The following is an 18101-nucleotide window of genomic DNA, read 5'->3' on the forward strand; positions in this document are numbered from 1 at the left end:
TAATTTTTACTAGATAAAATTATGAATTTCAATTGCACTCATAGGATTTATTTCTAAAGCAGGAGAGGTAGCTTCCATATGATTTATCGCATTTAACTCGAAATATTCGGGACTAATGTTACCTGTTACATAATCCCCATCAAAGCAAGAAGTATCAAATTTCGTAATATTAGGGTTATATTTTTGTGCAGCTTCAATTAAATCCGATAAATTTTGATAAATAAGTCTGTCGGCGCCTAGTAAAATAGAAATTTCTTCTTCTGATCGATTGTAAGCAATTAAATCGCTTACTGCAGGCATATCGATTCCATACACATTTGGATAGCGAACTGGGGGGGATGCAGAGGCGAAGTAAACTTTTTTAGCCCCAGCATCTCTAGCCATTTGAATAATCTGCTGTGAGGTTGTACCCCGTACAATAGAGTCATCTACAAGTAATACATTCTTATTTTTAAATTCCAAACTAATTGGGTTTAATTTTTGACGAACTGATTTTTTCCTTTGCCTCTGACCCGGCATGATAAATGTCCGTCCAATATATCGATTTTTAATAAAACCTTCTCGATATACAACTCCTAAAACATAAGCGAGCTGTAGAGCTGCACTACGGCTTGTATCTGGAATTGGAATAACCACATTAATATCATGATCTGGCCACTCTTGTAGAATTTTCCTTGCCAATTTTTCCCCCATACGCATGCGAGATTTGTGTACAGAAATATTATCGACAATAGAATCTGGGCGAGCTAAATAAACATATTCAAAAATACAAGGAGCATATATATTACTCTCTACACACTTACGAGTATAGAAATTGCTATTACAATCAATAAAAATAGCCTCCCCTGGTTTTATATCTCGAATAAGATTATATCCAAGAGAATCAATTGCTACGCTCTCAGAGGCAACAATATATTCTTGTTTATTTTCCGATTCTATAAAACGGCTACCAAAGGCTAATGGACGAATACCGCAAGGGTCACGAAAAGCTAATATGCCATAACCTGCTATCATCACAATTGCTGCATATGCACCATGACAGCGTTTATAAACTTGAGAAACCGCTGCAAACAAATCATCTGGAGTAAGCGTTATTTTATCTAGCTTCTGTAATTCATGAGCAAGCACATTGAGTAATATCTCTGAATCAGAATTAGTGTTTATATGGCGTTTATCAGATTGGAACAATGCTTGTTTTAATTCTGCTGCATTAGTTAAGTTACCGTTGTGAGCAATAGTAATTCCATAAGGAGAGTTTACATAGAATGGTTGGGCTTCAGTCGGGGAAGAACTATTGGAAGTAGGATAGCGTACATGTCCTATTCCCATACATCCTTTAAGGGTTACCATGTGATTAATACGAAATACGTCCTTAACAAGACCGCTACCTTTTCGTAAATATAATTTACCATTGTCATAAGTGACAATTCCAGCAGCATCTTGCCCACGATGCTGTAGTACAGTAAGTCCATCATATAGAGCTTGATTTACTGCCTCTGTTGCAACAATCCCAATAACACCGGACATAATTAATTTAAGATATCCATGGGTATATAAGACTTAATTTGAAGTGCAAAACCTTGAAAGTAACCCAGTAATTGAGAGTGTTTCCACCATGTCTCCTGGGAGAGTAAAGTAATGTCGGAAAGAGCAATTAAAATTACAATAATTGCTACACCTCGAATGGCACCAAAAAAGATACCTAAAATTCGATCTATATTTGTTAATCCCATCTCTTTTATAAGAAATCCTAAGAGAACACTAACAATAGTGCTTAATAACAAAACTGTAATAAGCAATAAAAAAAAAGCAATAACTGTTTGAAACGATGGTGGGATAGACGGTAGTATTTCATCAACTAGATAAGTTATCTGAGATGAAAAACGCCAAGCTACTAAAAATCCTACCCCCCAAGAGATAAGAGATAAAAATTCCTTAACAAACCCTCTAGAAAAACCAATAAAACTAGAGATTAAAATTATTCCTGTAATTAAGTAATCGATCCAAATGAAATGATTCACCATGGCGAATCCTATTTAATAAAAATAGATTTTGTACCTAATTGTTGTTCTAATAATTTCTTAAGTGTTGCCGGATTAGTTGGTTGATTAGAGTTTAAACGAATTCTCACTTTATAAATTATTTGATTACCATTTTGCATTGATTCTATAAATGCTTTATATCCTGAAGAAACGGCTTTATCTCTGATCTGTATCGCATTTTCTTTATGAGAAAAGCTTCCTACTTGAATTAATAGAGGAGAGCTATTGTTATAGCTACTAGCTATATTAGAATTTTGAATAACCTTTCTATTTTCGCTTTCAAAAAAAGAATCAAGATCATCTAAATTCTGATCATTATTAGACAATAATTCTACTGATGATGAAAATTCACGATCAGATCCAAGCGTATTATTATTCCCTAAACTATTAGGTTCTAAGTTAGATGGGTACCGCAATAATATAGGTATTACAATGATACCTAACCCTAACAGGACTAATGCTCCGATAAGTCGTTGCTTAATTTCTTTTTCTAATATTAACCCTTCTATCATAAATACCACTACTTGAGTATTTCAAGTACTAATCCATTCCAATTAGTTTAGACTTTTTTGATACTCGTTTCCCTTTTTCACATCTACAGGGTGATTTTCAATTTCTTTAGGCTGAGGCATTTTTTGCAATGCAATTGCAAGCACATCTTCAATCCATCTAACAGGGCGAATATCAAGCCCACTTTTAACATTTTCTGGAAGCTCTACTAAATCTTTACAATTTTCTTCAGGAATAATAACAACACTTATTCCGCCCCGCAATGCTGCAAGTAGTTTCTCCTTAAGACCGCCAATCGCTAAAACTTCGCCACGTAGGGTAATCTCTCCAGTCATTGCAACATGTGCATGTACTGGAATATTTGTTAGTGCAGAAACTAAAGCAGTGCACATTCCCACGCCAGCACTAGGTCCATCTTTAGGAATAGCACCTTCAGGAACGTGGATGTGTAAGTCATACTTTTGATAAAAATCTTGAGCGATTCCTAGACGATCAGTACGGTTTCTTACCACTGTAGTCGCTGCTTGAATAGATTCTCGCATCACATCACCTAAGTGACCAGTATAAACCGATTTACCTGTTCCTAACATGGTTGCTGCTTCAATTGTAAGTAAATCCCCCCCCATTTCAGTCCAAGCTAATCCAGTTACTTGCCCTATTCGATCTTGATCTTCAGCGAGGCCAAAACGATATTGTTTTACCCCTAAAAATTTCTCTAGATTTTTATTAGTTACTACTATTTTCTTAGCAACATTAAGCTGAATATTTTTAACAATTTTACGGCAAATTTTTGATATTTCTTGATCTAAGTTACGAACACCAGCCTCTCTAGTGTAGTAGCGAATAATATCTTGAATTGCATATTGAGACATGGATATCTCGCTCTTCTTTAAGCCATGATTCTTGATAGATTTTGAGAGGAGATAATTCTGGGCAATATTAATTTTTTCATCCTCTGTATAGCCTGAAATTCTAATCACTTCCATTCTATCCAATAAAGGAGCAGGAATATTTAAAGTATTTGCAGTAGCAACAAACATTACTTCGGATAAGCTATAGTCTACTTCTAAGTAATGATCGCTAAAAGCGTGATTCTGCTCTGGATCTAAGACTTCTAGTAGTGCTGATGCAGGGTCGCCACGAAAATCCATTGCCATTTTATCTACTTCATCTAGCAAAAATAAGGGATTTTTTGTACCTACTTTTGTTAGATTTTGAACAATTTTACCTGGCATGGAACCAATATAGGTTCTTCGATGACCGCGAATTTCAGCCTCATCCCGAATCCCTCCTAAAGATATACGAGAGAATTTACGATTAGTCGCACGAGCTATAGAGCGGGCAATTGATGTTTTCCCTACCCCTGGTGGTCCAACTAAACATAAAATTGGTCCTTTAGGATATTTTACCCGTTGTTGTACTGCAAGATATTCTATTATTCTTTCTTTGACTTTCTCTAAGCCGTAGTGATCAGATTCAAGAATAGATTCAGCTTTAACAAGGTTTGCACTAATCTTACTTCTTTTTTTCCACGGTACATCCACCAACCAATCAAGATAATTTCTTACTACAGTTGCCTCTGCAGACATAGGAGACATCATTTGTAGCTTATTAAGTTCAGCTCTTGCTTTAGATTTAACTTCTTGTGGCATTCCGGCTTTTTCAATTTTACTAGCAAGATCCTCGACTTCATTCGGTATATCTTCAATGTCTCCAAGCTCTTTTTGAATAGCTTTTATTTGTTCATTTAAATAATATTCTCGCTGGCTTTTTTCCATTTGCTTTTTAACTCGATTACGTACTTGCTTTTCTATTTGTAGAATATCAATTTCAGATTCTAGAAAAGCTAATAAATGCTCAAGTCTTTCTTGAATATCGTCTATTTCTAAAATAGATTGTTTTTCCTCTATTTTGAGTGCTATATGTGCAGCAACTGTATCTATAAGCCGGCTAGGATTGTCTATACCTGATAAGGAAGATAAAATCTCATGAGGAATTTTCTTGTTTAACTTAACATATTGCTCAAATTGATTGAGTAAAGAGCGAACTAGAACTTTTATTTCTTGACCATCAGTTTTATATTCTTTCTCTTTATATTGAGAAAGTTGAGCACAAAAATAACTATCATTATTTACATAATGTTGCACTTTGGCTCTTATACTACCCTCTACTAGTACTTTAACGGTACCATCTGGTAGCTTTAATAGCTGAAGGATATTGGCTAAAGTCCCAATATCATAAATATCCTCTAGTTTAGGATCATCAAGACTAGGATTTTTTTGGGCTACTAATAATATTTGTTGTTTAAATTCCATAGCCACATCAAGTGCTTTAATAGATTTCTCCCTACCTACAAACAGGGGAATAACCATATATGGATAAACTACAACATCACGTAATAGCAAAACAGGTATAGCCTCTTCAATTGTATCAAGTACTGTACTATCTTTATCCATATATGCTCCTGATCTTATGTTTAAATTTATATTTATAATAGAGAGCGGTATTTAAACAGATAATATTACTAAGTTAGTCTGGTGCTACCCTGTAGTTTTCTTGATCCCTATAAACTAGTAAAGGTTCAGACTCTCCATAAACTACATTTTTATCAACGATTACCTTACTTACCCCTTCCATAGACGGAAGATCATACATTACATCCAGTAATATATTTTCAAGAATTGATCGCAGTCCTCGAGCACCTGTTTTGCGATCCATCGCTTTAGTTGCAATAACTTGTAACGAATCTTTTCGAAACTCTATAGTGCAGTTTTCCATTTCAAAAAGACTAGAAAACTGCTTAACTAAGGCATTTTTAGGCTCTGTTAAAATACGTACGAAAGCATCCTCATCTAATTCATCTAAAGTTGCAATAACAGGCATACGTCCTATAAATTCTGGAATTAACCCGTATTTTATTAAATCTTCAGGCTCTACCCCTTTTAGTATTTCACCAACACTACGCTTGCTTTCAGTACTTCTGACTTCAGCAAAGAATCCAACCCCACTTTTTTTAGATCGATCTCCAATTACTTTCTCAAGCCCAGAAAAAGCACCACCACAAATGAAAAGAATATTAGTAGTATCTACTTGCAAGAATTCCTGTTGTGGGTGTTTTCTCCCTCCTTGAGGAGGGACTGATGCTGTAGTTCCTTCAATAAGCTTAAGCAGTGCCTGCTGTACACCCTCACCAGAGACATCTCTAGTAATAGATGGGTTATCTGATTTACGGGAAATTTTATCTATCTCATCTATGTATATAATGCCTGTTTGTGCTTTTTCAACATCATAATCGCACTTTTGCAGCAGTTTTTGGATGATATTTTCTACATCTTCACCAACATAGCCTGCCTCCGTGAGGGTTGTTGCATCAGCAATAGTGAAAGGTACATTTAATAGACGAGCTAGGGTTTCCGCTAATAAAGTTTTACCGCTTCCAGTAGGGCCTATGAGTAAAATATTACTTTTTGATAATTCGATCTCATTATTTTTTTTACCCAGCTGTAGTCGCTTATAATGATTATAAACAGCAACTGCTAATATTTTTTTAGCATGATCCTGCCCAACTACATACTGATTAAGAATATCTCTGATTTCATGAGGCGTAGGAAGATGGCTATTTTTGTCGGTAAACGGTTTATCCCGTAACTCCTCTCGAATAATATCGTTACAAAGCTCTACACATTCATCACAAATAGATACTGAGTCAGGTCCTGCAATTAACTTAACTACTTCATGTTGGTTCTTACCGCAAAAGGAGCAATTAAGAAGTTTGTCATCCTTGCTTTTCTGAGGCTTATCATCACTCATAACTTAAAGTTCCCCATTAAAGTGAGCTAATTTGCTCTCATAATTTAATAGATAGTACACACCACTACGCTAGTCTGCAGGTATCTCACCTCGTTTTTCAATAACAGTATCGATTATTCCATAAGTGACAGATTCTGTTGCACTCATAAAATAATCTCGATCCGTATCCTTTTGGATTTTTTCAATGGACTGACCTGTATGATAGGAAAGTACCTGATTTAATCGCTCTCGTATCAGCAAAATTTCTTTTGCATGAATATCAATGTCTACTGCTTGACCTTGAAATCCTCCTAAAGGTTGATGAATAAGGACACGAGAATGGGGTAAGCAATACCTTTTTCCAGTAGCTCCTCCAGCAAGCAACACCGCTCCCATACTTGCAGCTTGCCCAAGGCAAAGCGTACTTACATCAGGTTTAATAAACTGCATCGTATCATAGATTGATAACCCTGCAGTAACTGATCCTCCCGGAGAGTTAATATATAGATGAATATCTTTATCCGGATTTTCAGACTCTAAAAAAAGCAACTGAGCAACAACTAAATTAGCCATATGATCTTCAACTGCACCAACTAAAAATATTACTCGTTCCTTTAATAGTCGAGAATAAATATCATAGGCCCGTTCACCCCGGTTGGTTTGCTCCACAACCATAGGGACTAAGGTATTAAAATTAGCCATGTCCTATTTTGTCCATTTAATATACTCTCTTGGTGAGATCCACTAGAAACCTTAGAAATCAATATACAACTTCTTGGAATCCCATAGGCTCATCTGAAACTTCAATTTGGCTTAATACCCAATTGATTGCCTCCATCTCTATAATACTACCTCTAATTTCTGAAAGTTGTGCTCGGTTACTGAAAACCCATCGAGCAAACCCTTCTGGATCTTCATAATTAGCAGATAGTTCTGCTACTTTTTCTTTTATTTTTTCTTGATCTATTTTAATATCTGCTTTTTCAACAATAGCCTCTAGAATAATACCTAAGATAATACGCTTGCGTGCTTGTTCTTCAAATTGACTTGATTCTAAAGATATTTTTTGATCATTGATTCCTTTTTTAGATAGATTCTCTTTTGCTCTTTTACGCAAAGACTCTGCTTCATTTTTTACTAAAGATTCGGGTAGCACTTCCATAGGGTGATTAGCAAAGAGTAAATCTATCACTTGATCTCGTACACGGGCATGAATTCCTCGCTCTAAGCTAAGATTCATAGATTTTTTAACTTCTTGCCGAAGCGTTTCTACACTACCATCACTAATTCCTAACTTTTTCGCAAATGATTCATCGATTTCTGGAAGATTTGGCTCTGCTACAGATAAAACATCTACGGTAAATTGAGCAACTTTACTAGCAAGATCTTGATTATGATAATCTTCCGGAAAAGTAATTTTAAATGTGAGTTGTTGATCTTTCTGAGTACCTAATAAATGATCCTCAAAATCCTCAAGCATAGTGTGCTTACCTAAGATAGCGAAAAAATTTTCTCGCTCACCGCTGGGAAAAGATTGCCCATCAATAGTGCCGCGGTAAGTAATAGTAACCCCATCCTCTTTTTGCGCAGGGCGATCTACAGGATTCCATTGAACATATTGGTATTGAAGTTTATTAATGACCTGATGTATATCATCCTTAGTAATTTGAACAGCTGGACGCTTGACTTTAATTCCTGATAGATTAACTTCCTCAATTTGAGGCAAAACCTCGAAAGTTGCTATATATTGAAAAGGTTGATCTTCTGAGGCAAGTTGAGGAAAGTCAATCTTTGGTGTACTAGCAAGCTGGAGAGATTCTTGCTTAATCGCATCTTGAAAACTGCTTTGCACTAAATGGTCTATAATTTCTTTATGTACTGCAGCACCGTAGTGACGTTCCAATACTTTGTAAGGGATTTTTCCAGGACGAAATCCGTTAATTTTCGCTCTGGGAGCCATTGCCTGAATTCGTGTCCTAACCTGAGATTCTATATTTTCTGACGGTAATTTAACTGTCAATTGACGTTTTAGATTGCCAATATTTTCTACTATAACCTCCATAAAAATTTACCTCAGTGGTTTAATATTATTTTAATTCCTTGTAGATAAAGCAGATTTACTAGAATGAGTTTGGTGCGAAAGGAGAGAATCGAACTCTCACGGGTCACCCCACTGGCACCTAAAACCAGCGCGTCTACCTATTCCGCCACTTTCGCTTTTTAATTAACAATGTTGTTATTCTATCCTAAAAACACAGATATATACTACCCTACTCTTTACTCACCTTAGCTTCTGTAGAGAGAATATGATAAGACCATTTTATCTGACCCTCTGGATGAAACTCCCTAAGATAGAGTCTCTTAGTAAAAGACTGTTGTTTGTTAGGATTAACAGATAAATCAATATGAGCCTCTGTTTTTTCAATAGTACTACAATTATCTTGATTTTGTACGCTCTTGCAGTCTTGTACAATCAATTCAATATCAAAACCAGTGAGTGTATAAGAAGATTGATTAGAGATTTCTCCAATAAAATTCCAACCAACCCCTCGATTAGGCTGTAAATCTACTTCTGCTAAATTTATTTGGTTAATAGGAATTAAAGTTTTAGCTCGCTCCGAGATTTCCTCTGGTTCTGAAAAGATAAAGCCTGCAAAAATTAATAATCCAAGAATACCTAGTATGTAAGGACGGGATTTACGAAAAGAGGTAAAAACTATTAGAACAATGATTAAAATTAACCATATCCGTGGATTTCTTAAGATAAGTAAGAAATTCATTGTGTCTTTAATCCATTGTTGATGGTATCAGTAAAGCTAAAGGAAAATGAGTAAAAACTTGACTACTATTTATATAGTATTTCCCTAACTCTGGTATTACTTCTATTTGCTGATCGGTTAATATATTTCTAAATATCTTACACTCTACCGCCTCTGGAATTTCTACTTGGGTATTTTGCCAACAAGATTCACCTAAAGGAAGTCCATTATCATCACTTCCCAAGATGGAGAACCAACGAGAGGCTACAATAATTGCTACTTGATTTTCATTTTTTCTTAAGAAAGCACATAAATGATCTGCCTTTTCTCCTTGAGTAGATAGAGGTACATATTCTCCATTTTCAAATAGTTGTGAGCATTTAGCTCTAAAATTGAGCACCTTCCAAATTAAGAAAAGCTTTAAACGCCCATCTTCTCTATTCTTAAGTAGATCATAAGTGTAAGTACTAAGAGACTGAGCCTTATTAGCTGTATCAATTAAATCCTCTAGCATTTGCTCTCTTAATGAAAAATTAACAGGCGCACGGCTATCTGGATCTACCAACCTAAACTCCCACAGTTCATTGCCCTGATAAATATCAGGTACACCGGGTGCGGTTAACTTTAAAAAAACTTGGGATGCACTATTTAATAACCCGTAGGAAGCAACCTCCTTTTGAAAGGGTAAAAAATTATCTAAGAATCTATTTTTCTCTATATTGCTTAAAGTGCTATGTATAAATTCTATTAATCCTGATTCATATTCATGATCAGGGCTAATCCAAGAGCTATAGATTTTAGCCTCTCGTACTGCTTTAATCATATAAATTTCAATACGATCTCTATAACTGGCTAATTCTTTTTCATCCATTTCATAGAGCGGCCAAGTACCTAAGATTGTTTGATAAAATAAATATTCATCATTATAACTAGGTACTCGATGATCTTTAGATTTTCTAATCTTTAGAATATTGATTCTTCGCCAAAGATTTAAAAATTTACGCCATTTAGCAGGAATTTCTGAAAGCACATTAATGCGGGTACGAACATCTTCGCTTCGCTTACTATCATGAGTGGAGGAAGCGATCATAGCATAAGGCCATTTTTGTGCTCGTTCTTGGTTTTCTCGATGAAACGCCGCAACCGTTGTGCCATAATTTCTCGGATCACAGCCCACGTCATTTAATGACGTAAGATAGTTATACGTATAAAGTGCGGTATCTTCAAAGGCCTTTGCCATCACAGGACCTGTATACTGTTGAAATCGCATGACAAAAGGAATAATTTCTTGATAAATATCAACCCCCGTAGGTACTTCTAAAAGAAGAATTCCTTGGATAAAGTCAAAGATACTAGTATCTTCTCCGGGGTTTACTTTCTTAGCTTGTGCTATAGCCCACTGGATAAATCGTTTATCCTCTTCGGAAACTCGATCTACATTAATATAAGTTCGATATACTGGGAAATAGGCAAGAATCTCAATTAAAGCTTCCCGTAAACCGTTTAACGTAAAATCTCGAGAGTACCGGCTGGATTGAGCAATATTATCCAGCATATTCACCAATACAGTGAGATCGCTTGAAATACGAGTTTTAATAATTACTTTTTTACATTTATAAAGCAATCTATCAAAATCAAATTGATACTTAATAAAACGAGCATAAATTTGCTCTAATTCCTTTTGTGTGGGTGAATAAATAAAAATTCCATTACATATATTGGCAAAGTCATAACCAGTCGTGCCACAAATGGACCAACTTTGAGGGAGATGTTCATAGCTAGCAAGAATTTTTTCAATAACAATATAAAAGTTAGGCTTAGCAGAGTTATCTATCACTTGAACTTGGCTAGGCTGCTCTTTGGCTTCTGCAATATACTGCGTGAGACGTTGATAGTATTGCGGAGGGTCATAAAGACCGTCTGGATGATCAATCCGCAATCCATCTATTTTTCCTGTTTTTATGAGCTCTAAAATAAAGCTATGGGTTGCCATAAAAACTTCTGGAATTTCCATATTAATTCCAGCAAGATCATTGACATCAAAAAAGCGGCGATAATTAATTTCATAAGCAGCTACTCGCCAATAGGTGAGGCGATAAGCTTGATTTTCTAGTAGATGATGCAGTAAATCAAAGTTTTTTGTTTGCTCTCCATTGAATATAGAAACAATACTAAAAATGAATTCTTTAATTGCAGGACATTTCTGACAAATTTCCCCTAAACGTCGTTTAAAAATAATACTATCTCGTAGCCGCTCTTCTCTTCTTTCCGGATCATTTAAGAGCGTATTTCGATCAGGAAGGTTTTTAAAAGCAGTGATTAAACTTTGGTATTCTAAAAAATAGGGATCTGTCTCTATCGAATTACCCCCTGATAATGAATCAGATTTATATTCTAAAATATAAGGGTAAGTACTAGGATCAACGGGTAGATACTGATCATAAAAACAGATAGTAAATTGACCAGTTTCCGATGAAAGAAAAAGCTTGATATCTCCATCTTCTAATGCTTCACCATAGTGCTTTCCTAATCTTGGCAGTAAAACTTTACCACGTAACTCTTCCTTAAAAGGGCGCCAATCAATATCAAAATAAGCAGCATATTTAGATGCTGGACCATGTTCTAGCACATCCAACCACCAATGATTATCATCTCCTCCAATACCCATGTGGTTAGGTACAATATCTAGAATTTGTTTCATATCATGGTGGTGTAGACAGGCTACCATCGATTCAAAATCTTCTAAACTACCTATTTCTGGATTTAGCTGGCTATGATCCACAATGTCATAACCATGGAGACTACCTGAGCGAGCTTTAAGGTAAGGTGAGGCATAGCAATGGCTAATCCCTAGCTTATGAAGATAAGGAATGAGTTTTTCCCCATCAGCAAAGGTAAAAAATTTATTAAATTGTAATCGATAGGTAGCACGAGGAATATTAATAGAAGATACCTCTGTAGGCATATTTTTTTAAACCCCAAATATTAATCAGAGAAAGTATGTAAAAAACAAATAAGAGACCAGCTGGGTAGAATATGGGTTTTAATTACTTCATCTAAATACTCGGCAGTAGAAAAAATAGCTTGATTAGGAAGGGTTTTTGGCAATTGAATAGCAGTTTCTCCTAAATTTATAAATACAATTAATTGGGAGCAATCTTTAAACTGCCAAGTAACACATAACCCATTCTCAGCTAAGAAGGTGTAGGTTCCATTGGTTGAAATCATTTGGCTTAGTTTAGGTTTAATCACTTCATGGCGTAACATTAATAAGTGCTTAAATAAACTTAACCAGGCCTCTCCCTCATTACTTTCAGGTTCTTTCCAATTAAGCTTGCTATTTTGGAATGCAACAGGTTTTGTTGGATCCGGGATTCGCTCTAAGGTTTCTGGATCTTTAAAATCAGGAAATGCAGCAAACTCTCGCTTTCGTCCTTCCCGTACATTCTCTGATAACTCATCACCAAAATTGCAGAAAAATAAAAAAGGTTGCTTAGATCCCCACTCTTGCCCCATAAATAGCATAGGCGGAAATGGTGCAAGTAATATAAGTGCTGTTAACATTTTTATCTTCCTATCATCGGCTAAGGTATTAATCCGATCTCCAAAAGCACGATTTCCTATTTGATCATGGTTTTGTAAAAAAGAAATAAAAGCACCTGGCGGCAAGTCTTTACTCGATTCTCCTCTAGGTTGATTTTTTCTAAAATGGGATATTTCGCCCTGATAACCAAACCCTTGACTCAAGCATTTTGCTAAATGAGTAGTAGGACGATCTGCATAATCCACATAATACCCTGTCTTTTCTTGGGTGGCTAAGATATGCAGAATATGATGAATATCATCATTCCATTGAGCCACATACCATTTAGGCTGATTCTTTCTATTACGAATCAAGTAATGCGCTTCATTACTATCATTTTCAAGAATGAGGTGAATATGCCGATCAGAATCAATCGTACGATAAACTGTTTCGGCTAATTCCTTAAGAATATGATGATCGGAATGATCATAAATAGCATGAACCGCATCTAACCTAAGACCATCAAATTGGTATTCTAGTAGCCAAAATAATGCATTGTTAATAAAGAACTGCCGAACCCAATCAGCATTTTCCTGATCGTAGTTAATAGCTGCCCCCCAAGGGGTATGATATTTTTCAGTAAAAAAATCTGGGGCATACTGATGTAGATAATTTCCTTCCGGTCCAAAGTGATTGTAAACCACATCTAAAAACACCATTAAGCCATAGCGATGTGCTGCTTGAATTAGGGATTTCAGATCCTCAGGAGTTCCATAACTATCATCCGGAGCAAATAAATAAACCCCATCATAGCCCCAATTCCAGTGTCCCGGGAAATCAGCAATAGGCATAATTTCTAAAGCGGTAATACCTAACTCTATTAAGTAAGGAATTTTTGCCTCAAGTGCTTTAAAAGTACCCTCTGGGGTAAAGGCACCCACATGTGCTTCATAAATAACCACCTCCTCCCAAGGCCTGCCTTTCCATTTTTCATTGCTCCATTGAAATTTCTCTGGATTTATTACTTGGCTAAACCCATGAATATCTTGAGGCTGAAACCTGGAAGCAGGGTCAGGGACAACCGAGGCATCATTTATCCTATATCTATATAGAGTTCCCTCGGTTGCTTGATTCGTCTCTAGCTCAAACCAGCCCTCACTTTGTGAAGTCATTTCAAGCGAGCTGGCATCTTCTCCTAGTAATAGGGTTACTTTCTGGGCAGAAGGTGCCCAAAGGCGAAAACGAACACCTTTTGGAGTTAATTCGGCACCAAAAGGCATATGATGGTAGTACTGCATTTTTAATACTCTATCTAAACCAACTTAGATAATTGTAACAGAGATAAGATGCTCTCACGGTACCAAATATAGAAATAGCAGATAGATTAATGGAATTATTACATGGCTCTACCAAATAATCTTTAAGATAGTTTCTTTCTGAAATAAATAAACAAAACAAAATACTATGGCAATAAAAAAATCAGAACTATACAGCTCTCTTCGGACATCTTGCGATAAGCTGCGTGGAGAGATGGATACTACCCAGTATAAGGACTACGTCCTGACTCTACCTTTATTGTTTGTAAAATACATTTCAGATAAATACAAAGACGATCCCTATGCTGCAATTTACGTAGCGCGTTATGCGAGGAATCTATTCAAGAATATAAACAAGATGGTTAAAGTAAAGGAAAATTTAATCTACCTAGTAATTTTAGAGCAGATTTTTAAAGACAGGTGTACCTATGATTGCTTATTTCATGTGGTGCCCGAGGCCGGAATCGAACCGGCACGGGGTTTCCCCCAAGGGATTTTCATACCTACTACAGTTTTCACTGCTATATATCTTAAATTCGATATATATTTGTGGCTTGGACTTTCTCTTTACCCTGCTATGTTGCTTTCATAGTTTAGGTAGGAGCCGTCAAGTCTCTACACTTTCCTTTTTAAAAAAAGGCTTAGCTCGGGATTACCACCATCTATGTTATGCTGAGGTTTCCCCGAATTTGACTCCATTCACACTAGATGTTTCCATTCTAGGTGCTCAAATTTATTAAGTCCCTTGCGTCTACCTATTTCGCCACCCGGGCTTGAAATAATTGGAGGCTGGGGTCGGATTTGAACCGGCGTCCACGGCTTTGCAGGCCGCTGCATAACCCCTCTGCCACCCAGCCTAATCCATTGGCCTAATCAACATATACGATATAACTGGAGCGGGAAACGAGACTCGAACTCGCGACCCCAACCTTGGCAAGGTTGTGCTCTACCAACTGAGCTATTCCCGCCTCTTAAAGATAGATATTCTATCAGTGGGTACAGCTATGTCAACTGATATAAACTAATAATCCCCAGTTCGTACTAGTGCTGTCCAAGCTGCATTAAGGTATATTAACATAGAACCTAAGGTAAGAATAGCAGCTATATACAATAACATTAACCCAATATCCCATACTGAGATAGATCCTACTGAATTTCGATACAAAAGTAGGGAAATTGCAACCATTTGAAAGGTAGTTTTAAATTTCCCTAGCTTAGAGACGGCAACTGTATCACGCATTCCAATGCCAGCCATCCATTCACGTAAAGCAGAGACTAAAATTTCTCTACCTACAATAATCATGACTGAAATTGCCATAAGGGTAGAAGGATAACTTTGTAAAAGCAATATCAGGGATACCACCACAATAAGTTTATCCGCTACTGGATCCAAAAAAGCACCAAAAGATGAAGTCTGTTGCCATTTTCTTGCTAAATAGCCATCTAACCAATCTGTAATCGCAGCAAAAATAAACAATGCAGCACAAATCTCCCGAGTATCAGGAAGATAAAAAATAACCACCAAAGCTGGAATAGCAATAAGACGAAGAATGGTGATTACATTAGGAATTGTATAGATAGGCATATATATATAGCATTTTTCACTTGTGAAAATGAATAAGTATTTTATAACTATAGAATATTACTCATTTTAGGGTTAAATAATATCATTAATTAACCTCTATTGTGAAAGTAGTTATAAATACGATGAGCAAGATTTTCACCTATCCCTTTCACTTGAGTTAAATCTTCAATTTTTAGTTTAGAAATTTCTTGCACTCCCCCAAACTGAGCAAATAATTTTTGACGACGTGATACTCCTAGCCCAGAAATATATTTTTCTAAAAAAGTGTGATTGTATTTTTTAAGGCTACGTTTGCGGTGATGAGTAATTGCAAAGCGATGTGCTTCATTACGAATATGTTGTAATAAGTGCAACGCTTTAGAATCAGAGAGAAGTTTTATAGGGGTTTTATCTAAAAAAAATAAGGTTTCTTCCCCTTCTTTACGTTCAACTCCTTTAGCAATACCTAGTATATTAATTTGAGATAGTCCTATCTCTGCTAAACTGGCAGCAGCACAGCTTAGCTGTCCTTTACCTCCATCTACAATTAGTAGATCAGGAAGTACTTTATTTTCTTTTTTTGCTCTTGAATAGTGTCGAGTAAGTGCTTGTTTCATCGCACCATAGTCATCACCAGCAGTAACATTACTGATATTGAACTGACGATAGCGAGCTTTATCCGGGGATCCAGAATCAAATACAACACAAGAGGCTGTTGTTTCTCCTCCTTGGGTATGGCTAATATCAAAACATTCAATTTTTTTAGGAAGTATGGGCAATTGAAGTAGTTTCTGTAAATCTCCGAGGGAGGTAAAAGCATTTCCCTTTTTAATCAACCGTTGTTCTATACGATTCTCTGCATTAGCCAATGCCATAGTAACCCACTTTACTTTTGGACCTCGAGTAGGCGTAAGTAATTTAACGCTACTTCCTTTCTTGTTACTAAGTATCTCAGAGAGTAACTCTTTATCCTTAAGCTCATGACTTAATATAAGGGTAGCAGGAATATCTTGCTCAAGTTTTAAGTAATGCTGTGAAATGAATGCAGCTATAAATTCTTGTGAGGTAGTTTCTCCTTGAAACTTAGGAAAAAAAGCCTTATCCCCTAAATTATGTCCACCTCTAATAAAAAAAACATCGATACAGGCAATATCCTGCTTGATTATTACACTGATAATATCGAAATCTATACCCAACTTACTATCAATATACTGCGGTCCTTGGGTTTTTTTTAAACTAGCGATTTGATTTCGATAATGGGCCGCCTGCTCAAAATGTAGCGTTTGTACACTTTTTTTCATTTTTACTTCAAGTGAATCAATGATTTCTTTACTTTTTCCACTTAGAAATAAAGTAATAAGATGAATATCTTCTTGATAATCCTTCTCGCTGATGAATCCTACACATGGGGCAGTACAACGTTTAATTTGATATTCTAAGCAAGGTCGAGTACGGTTGTTAAAAGTAGTATCAGTGCATTGCCGTACAAGGAATATTTCCTGTAATAGCGTGATTGTTTCCCGTGCGGCATTTGCATGGGGATAGGGACCAAAGTATTGACCAAGAGAGTAATCTATTTTACGACTGAGGGTAAGTTTAGGAAACTTATCCTTGGAAATAAAAATATAGGGATAACTCTTATCATCCCTAAGTAATATATTATAGTGGGGCTGTAATGCTTTAATTAAGTTATTTTCTAAGATCAGTGCTTCACTTTCACTATGAGTAATGATGACCTCAATACTATTAATTTGGCTAATAAGTACACTATTCTTAGACGTTAAATTACCCTTTATAAAATAGCTGCTTACCCGATTTTTTAAATTTTTAGCCTTACCTACGTATAATACCTCTCCGCTTTTATGTAACATTTTATAAACGCCCGGAGAGGTAGTCAGATGCTTTAAAAAATGAGAAATATCAAACGATGCATCATTTTCCATAATTACTCAAAGAGCTAAAGCTCGATGAATATTAGATCTCCTCAACATGTTCATCTTCGGATGGTGGTGGATATTTTCTATTAATAATTATTAACGATGAATAATGCACAAGGATAAAAAGTAAAATAGCAATAGATAATCCCATCGTAAAAATTACAGGGTAAGGCATTCCTACCATGGTTTCTAATATTTCTTCCTTTTTAGAAGATTTTTTAGCAGCATAGGAAGGAAGATATTTAGCAATTAATTCATCTCGTTGTGCATCGAGATTATCTAAGACGCCGCTAAGCTTATCAACCTGATCTGTGTCTGATCCAATTTTAGCTTCAAGCAGCTGAAGATAAACTTTGCGTGTATCTTTTTGTATTTCCTCATATAAAACCCGATCGGCTAGGTGCATCCGCTCTTTTACTGTATTAACTGGAGATTTCTCTCTGGTGTGTATTAAAGCTAACCAACTGCCAGTAAATATTGCTGTACCTATAATGGCAATGATTGAAGGAATAATAACTAGCCATGCTTTTCTTATTCCATCTAAATGGGCACTACTGATTTCTTTCTTACTATCGTTGCTCATCTACTTGTTATCCTATCTAAACTCAAGAAAGGGGTTACAAAAAATTCGATAGCTATTTAAAACTAGCTAAATAAATAC

At 36.0% G+C, this 18101-nt stretch carries 13 protein-coding genes, 3 tRNA genes and 1 pseudogene; 1 reads left to right on the forward strand and 16 read right to left on the reverse strand.

The window, feature by feature from the left end; translation table 11 throughout:
• Positions 1-9: 9 nt before the first annotated feature.
• From purF to treZ, 11 genes are all read right to left on the reverse strand, one after another.
• Positions 10-1527 (reverse strand): amidophosphoribosyltransferase, encoded by a 1518-nt coding sequence (gene purF, locus NSCAC_RS04485; RefSeq protein WP_197743671.1) that lies wholly within the window; start codon positions 1525-1527, stop codon positions 10-12.
• 2 nt (positions 1528-1529) lie between these two features.
• Positions 1530-2024, reverse strand: a complete 495-nt coding sequence (locus NSCAC_RS04490) for a CvpA family protein (protein ID WP_197743672.1) — start codon at positions 2022-2024, stop codon at positions 1530-1532.
• An 8-nt stretch (positions 2025-2032) separates the two neighbouring features.
• Positions 2033-2554: an SPOR domain-containing protein gene (locus NSCAC_RS04495; protein WP_197743673.1), complete on the reverse strand. Its 522-nt coding sequence runs from the start codon at positions 2552-2554 to the stop codon at positions 2033-2035.
• Positions 2555-2596: 42 nt separating this feature from the next.
• On the reverse strand, positions 2597-5008 hold the full coding sequence (lon, locus tag NSCAC_RS04500; RefSeq protein ID WP_197743674.1) for an endopeptidase La: 2412 nt from the start codon (positions 5006-5008) through the stop codon (positions 2597-2599).
• 73 nt (positions 5009-5081) lie between these two features.
• Positions 5082-6362 carry an ATP-dependent Clp protease ATP-binding subunit ClpX gene (gene clpX, locus NSCAC_RS04505; RefSeq protein WP_197743675.1) on the reverse strand — a complete coding sequence of 427 codons (1281 nt, stop codon included), beginning with the start codon at positions 6360-6362 and terminating at the stop codon, positions 5082-5084.
• 69 nt (positions 6363-6431) lie between these two features.
• Complete coding sequence (gene clpP / locus NSCAC_RS04510) at positions 6432-7043, reverse strand: ATP-dependent Clp endopeptidase proteolytic subunit ClpP (protein ID WP_197743676.1); 612 nt, start codon at positions 7041-7043, stop codon at positions 6432-6434.
• Positions 7044-7101: 58 nt separating this feature from the next.
• The gene (gene tig / locus NSCAC_RS04515) at positions 7102-8403 is read right to left on the reverse strand and encodes a trigger factor (protein ID WP_197743677.1); all 1302 of its coding nucleotides are present in this window, start codon (positions 8401-8403) and stop codon (positions 7102-7104) included.
• 70 nt (positions 8404-8473) lie between these two features.
• A tRNA-Leu gene (locus tag NSCAC_RS04520) sits at positions 8474-8558 on the reverse strand.
• A 53-nt stretch (positions 8559-8611) separates the two neighbouring features.
• The gene (locus tag NSCAC_RS04525; protein ID WP_197743678.1) at positions 8612-9121 is read right to left on the reverse strand and encodes a hypothetical protein; all 510 of its coding nucleotides are present in this window, start codon (positions 9119-9121) and stop codon (positions 8612-8614) included.
• A gap of 7 nt (positions 9122-9128) precedes the next feature.
• Positions 9129-12065: a malto-oligosyltrehalose synthase gene (gene treY, locus NSCAC_RS04530; RefSeq protein ID WP_197743679.1), complete on the reverse strand. Its 2937-nt coding sequence runs from the start codon at positions 12063-12065 to the stop codon at positions 9129-9131.
• 20 nt (positions 12066-12085) lie between these two features.
• Positions 12086-13921 (reverse strand): malto-oligosyltrehalose trehalohydrolase, encoded by a 1836-nt coding sequence (gene treZ, locus NSCAC_RS04535; RefSeq protein WP_197743680.1) that lies wholly within the window; start codon positions 13919-13921, stop codon positions 12086-12088.
• 166 nt (positions 13922-14087) lie between these two features.
• Here treZ and NSCAC_RS04540 point away from each other — a divergent pair.
• Positions 14088-14232: pseudogene (locus tag NSCAC_RS04540) on the forward strand (type I restriction-modification system subunit M N-terminal domain-containing protein); the annotation flags it as partial.
• Positions 14233-14722: 490 nt separating this feature from the next.
• Here the strand turns inward: NSCAC_RS04540 and NSCAC_RS04545 are convergent.
• From NSCAC_RS04545 to NSCAC_RS04565, 5 genes are all read right to left on the reverse strand, one after another.
• A tRNA-Cys gene (locus NSCAC_RS04545) sits at positions 14723-14796 on the reverse strand.
• Between the two features lie 35 nt (positions 14797-14831).
• A tRNA-Gly gene (locus NSCAC_RS04550) sits at positions 14832-14907 on the reverse strand.
• Positions 14908-14960: 53 nt separating this feature from the next.
• Entirely contained in the window at positions 14961-15524 is a 564-nt protein-coding gene (gene pgsA, locus NSCAC_RS04555; protein ID WP_197743681.1) for a CDP-diacylglycerol--glycerol-3-phosphate 3-phosphatidyltransferase, read from the reverse strand.
• Positions 15525-15613: 89 nt separating this feature from the next.
• Complete coding sequence (gene uvrC / locus NSCAC_RS04560) at positions 15614-17446, reverse strand: excinuclease ABC subunit UvrC (RefSeq protein WP_197743682.1); 1833 nt, start codon at positions 17444-17446, stop codon at positions 15614-15616.
• 31 nt (positions 17447-17477) lie between these two features.
• A complete protein-coding gene (locus NSCAC_RS04565; protein WP_197743683.1) occupies positions 17478-18023 on the reverse strand; it encodes a hypothetical protein in 546 nt (181 codons plus the stop codon).
• Positions 18024-18101 lie beyond the last annotated feature (78 nt).

This window comes from Candidatus Nitrosacidococcus tergens, assembly GCF_902810445.1.
Lineage (GTDB): Bacteria > Pseudomonadota > Gammaproteobacteria > Nitrosococcales > Nitrosococcaceae > Nitrosacidococcus > Nitrosacidococcus tergens.

Excerpts from the sequence above, each read along its gene's own strand:
- purF (WP_197743671.1), bottom strand. The coding sequence starts at position 1,527 with ATGTCCGGTGTTATTGGGATTGTTGCAACAGAGGCAGTAAATCAAGCT.
- NSCAC_RS04490 (WP_197743672.1), bottom strand. The coding sequence starts at position 2,024 with ATGGTGAATCATTTCATTTGGATCGATTACTTAATTACAGGAATAATT.
- NSCAC_RS04495 (WP_197743673.1), bottom strand. The coding sequence starts at position 2,554 with ATGATAGAAGGGTTAATATTAGAAAAAGAAATTAAGCAACGACTTATC.
- lon (WP_197743674.1), bottom strand. The coding sequence starts at position 5,008 with ATGGATAAAGATAGTACAGTACTTGATACAATTGAAGAGGCTATACCT.
- clpX (WP_197743675.1), bottom strand. The coding sequence starts at position 6,362 with ATGAGTGATGATAAGCCTCAGAAAAGCAAGGATGACAAACTTCTTAAT.
- clpP (WP_197743676.1), bottom strand. The coding sequence starts at position 7,043 with ATGGCTAATTTTAATACCTTAGTCCCTATGGTTGTGGAGCAAACCAAC.
- tig (WP_197743677.1), bottom strand. The coding sequence starts at position 8,403 with ATGGAGGTTATAGTAGAAAATATTGGCAATCTAAAACGTCAATTGACA.
- NSCAC_RS04525 (WP_197743678.1), bottom strand. The coding sequence starts at position 9,121 with ATGAATTTCTTACTTATCTTAAGAAATCCACGGATATGGTTAATTTTA.
- treY (WP_197743679.1), bottom strand. The coding sequence starts at position 12,065 with ATGCCTACAGAGGTATCTTCTATTAATATTCCTCGTGCTACCTATCGA.
- treZ (WP_197743680.1), bottom strand. The coding sequence starts at position 13,921 with ATGCAGTACTACCATCATATGCCTTTTGGTGCCGAATTAACTCCAAAA.
- pgsA (WP_197743681.1), bottom strand. The coding sequence starts at position 15,524 with ATGCCTATCTATACAATTCCTAATGTAATCACCATTCTTCGTCTTATT.
- uvrC (WP_197743682.1), bottom strand. The coding sequence starts at position 17,446 with ATGGAAAATGATGCATCGTTTGATATTTCTCATTTTTTAAAGCATCTG.
- NSCAC_RS04565 (WP_197743683.1), bottom strand. The coding sequence starts at position 18,023 with ATGAGCAACGATAGTAAGAAAGAAATCAGTAGTGCCCATTTAGATGGA.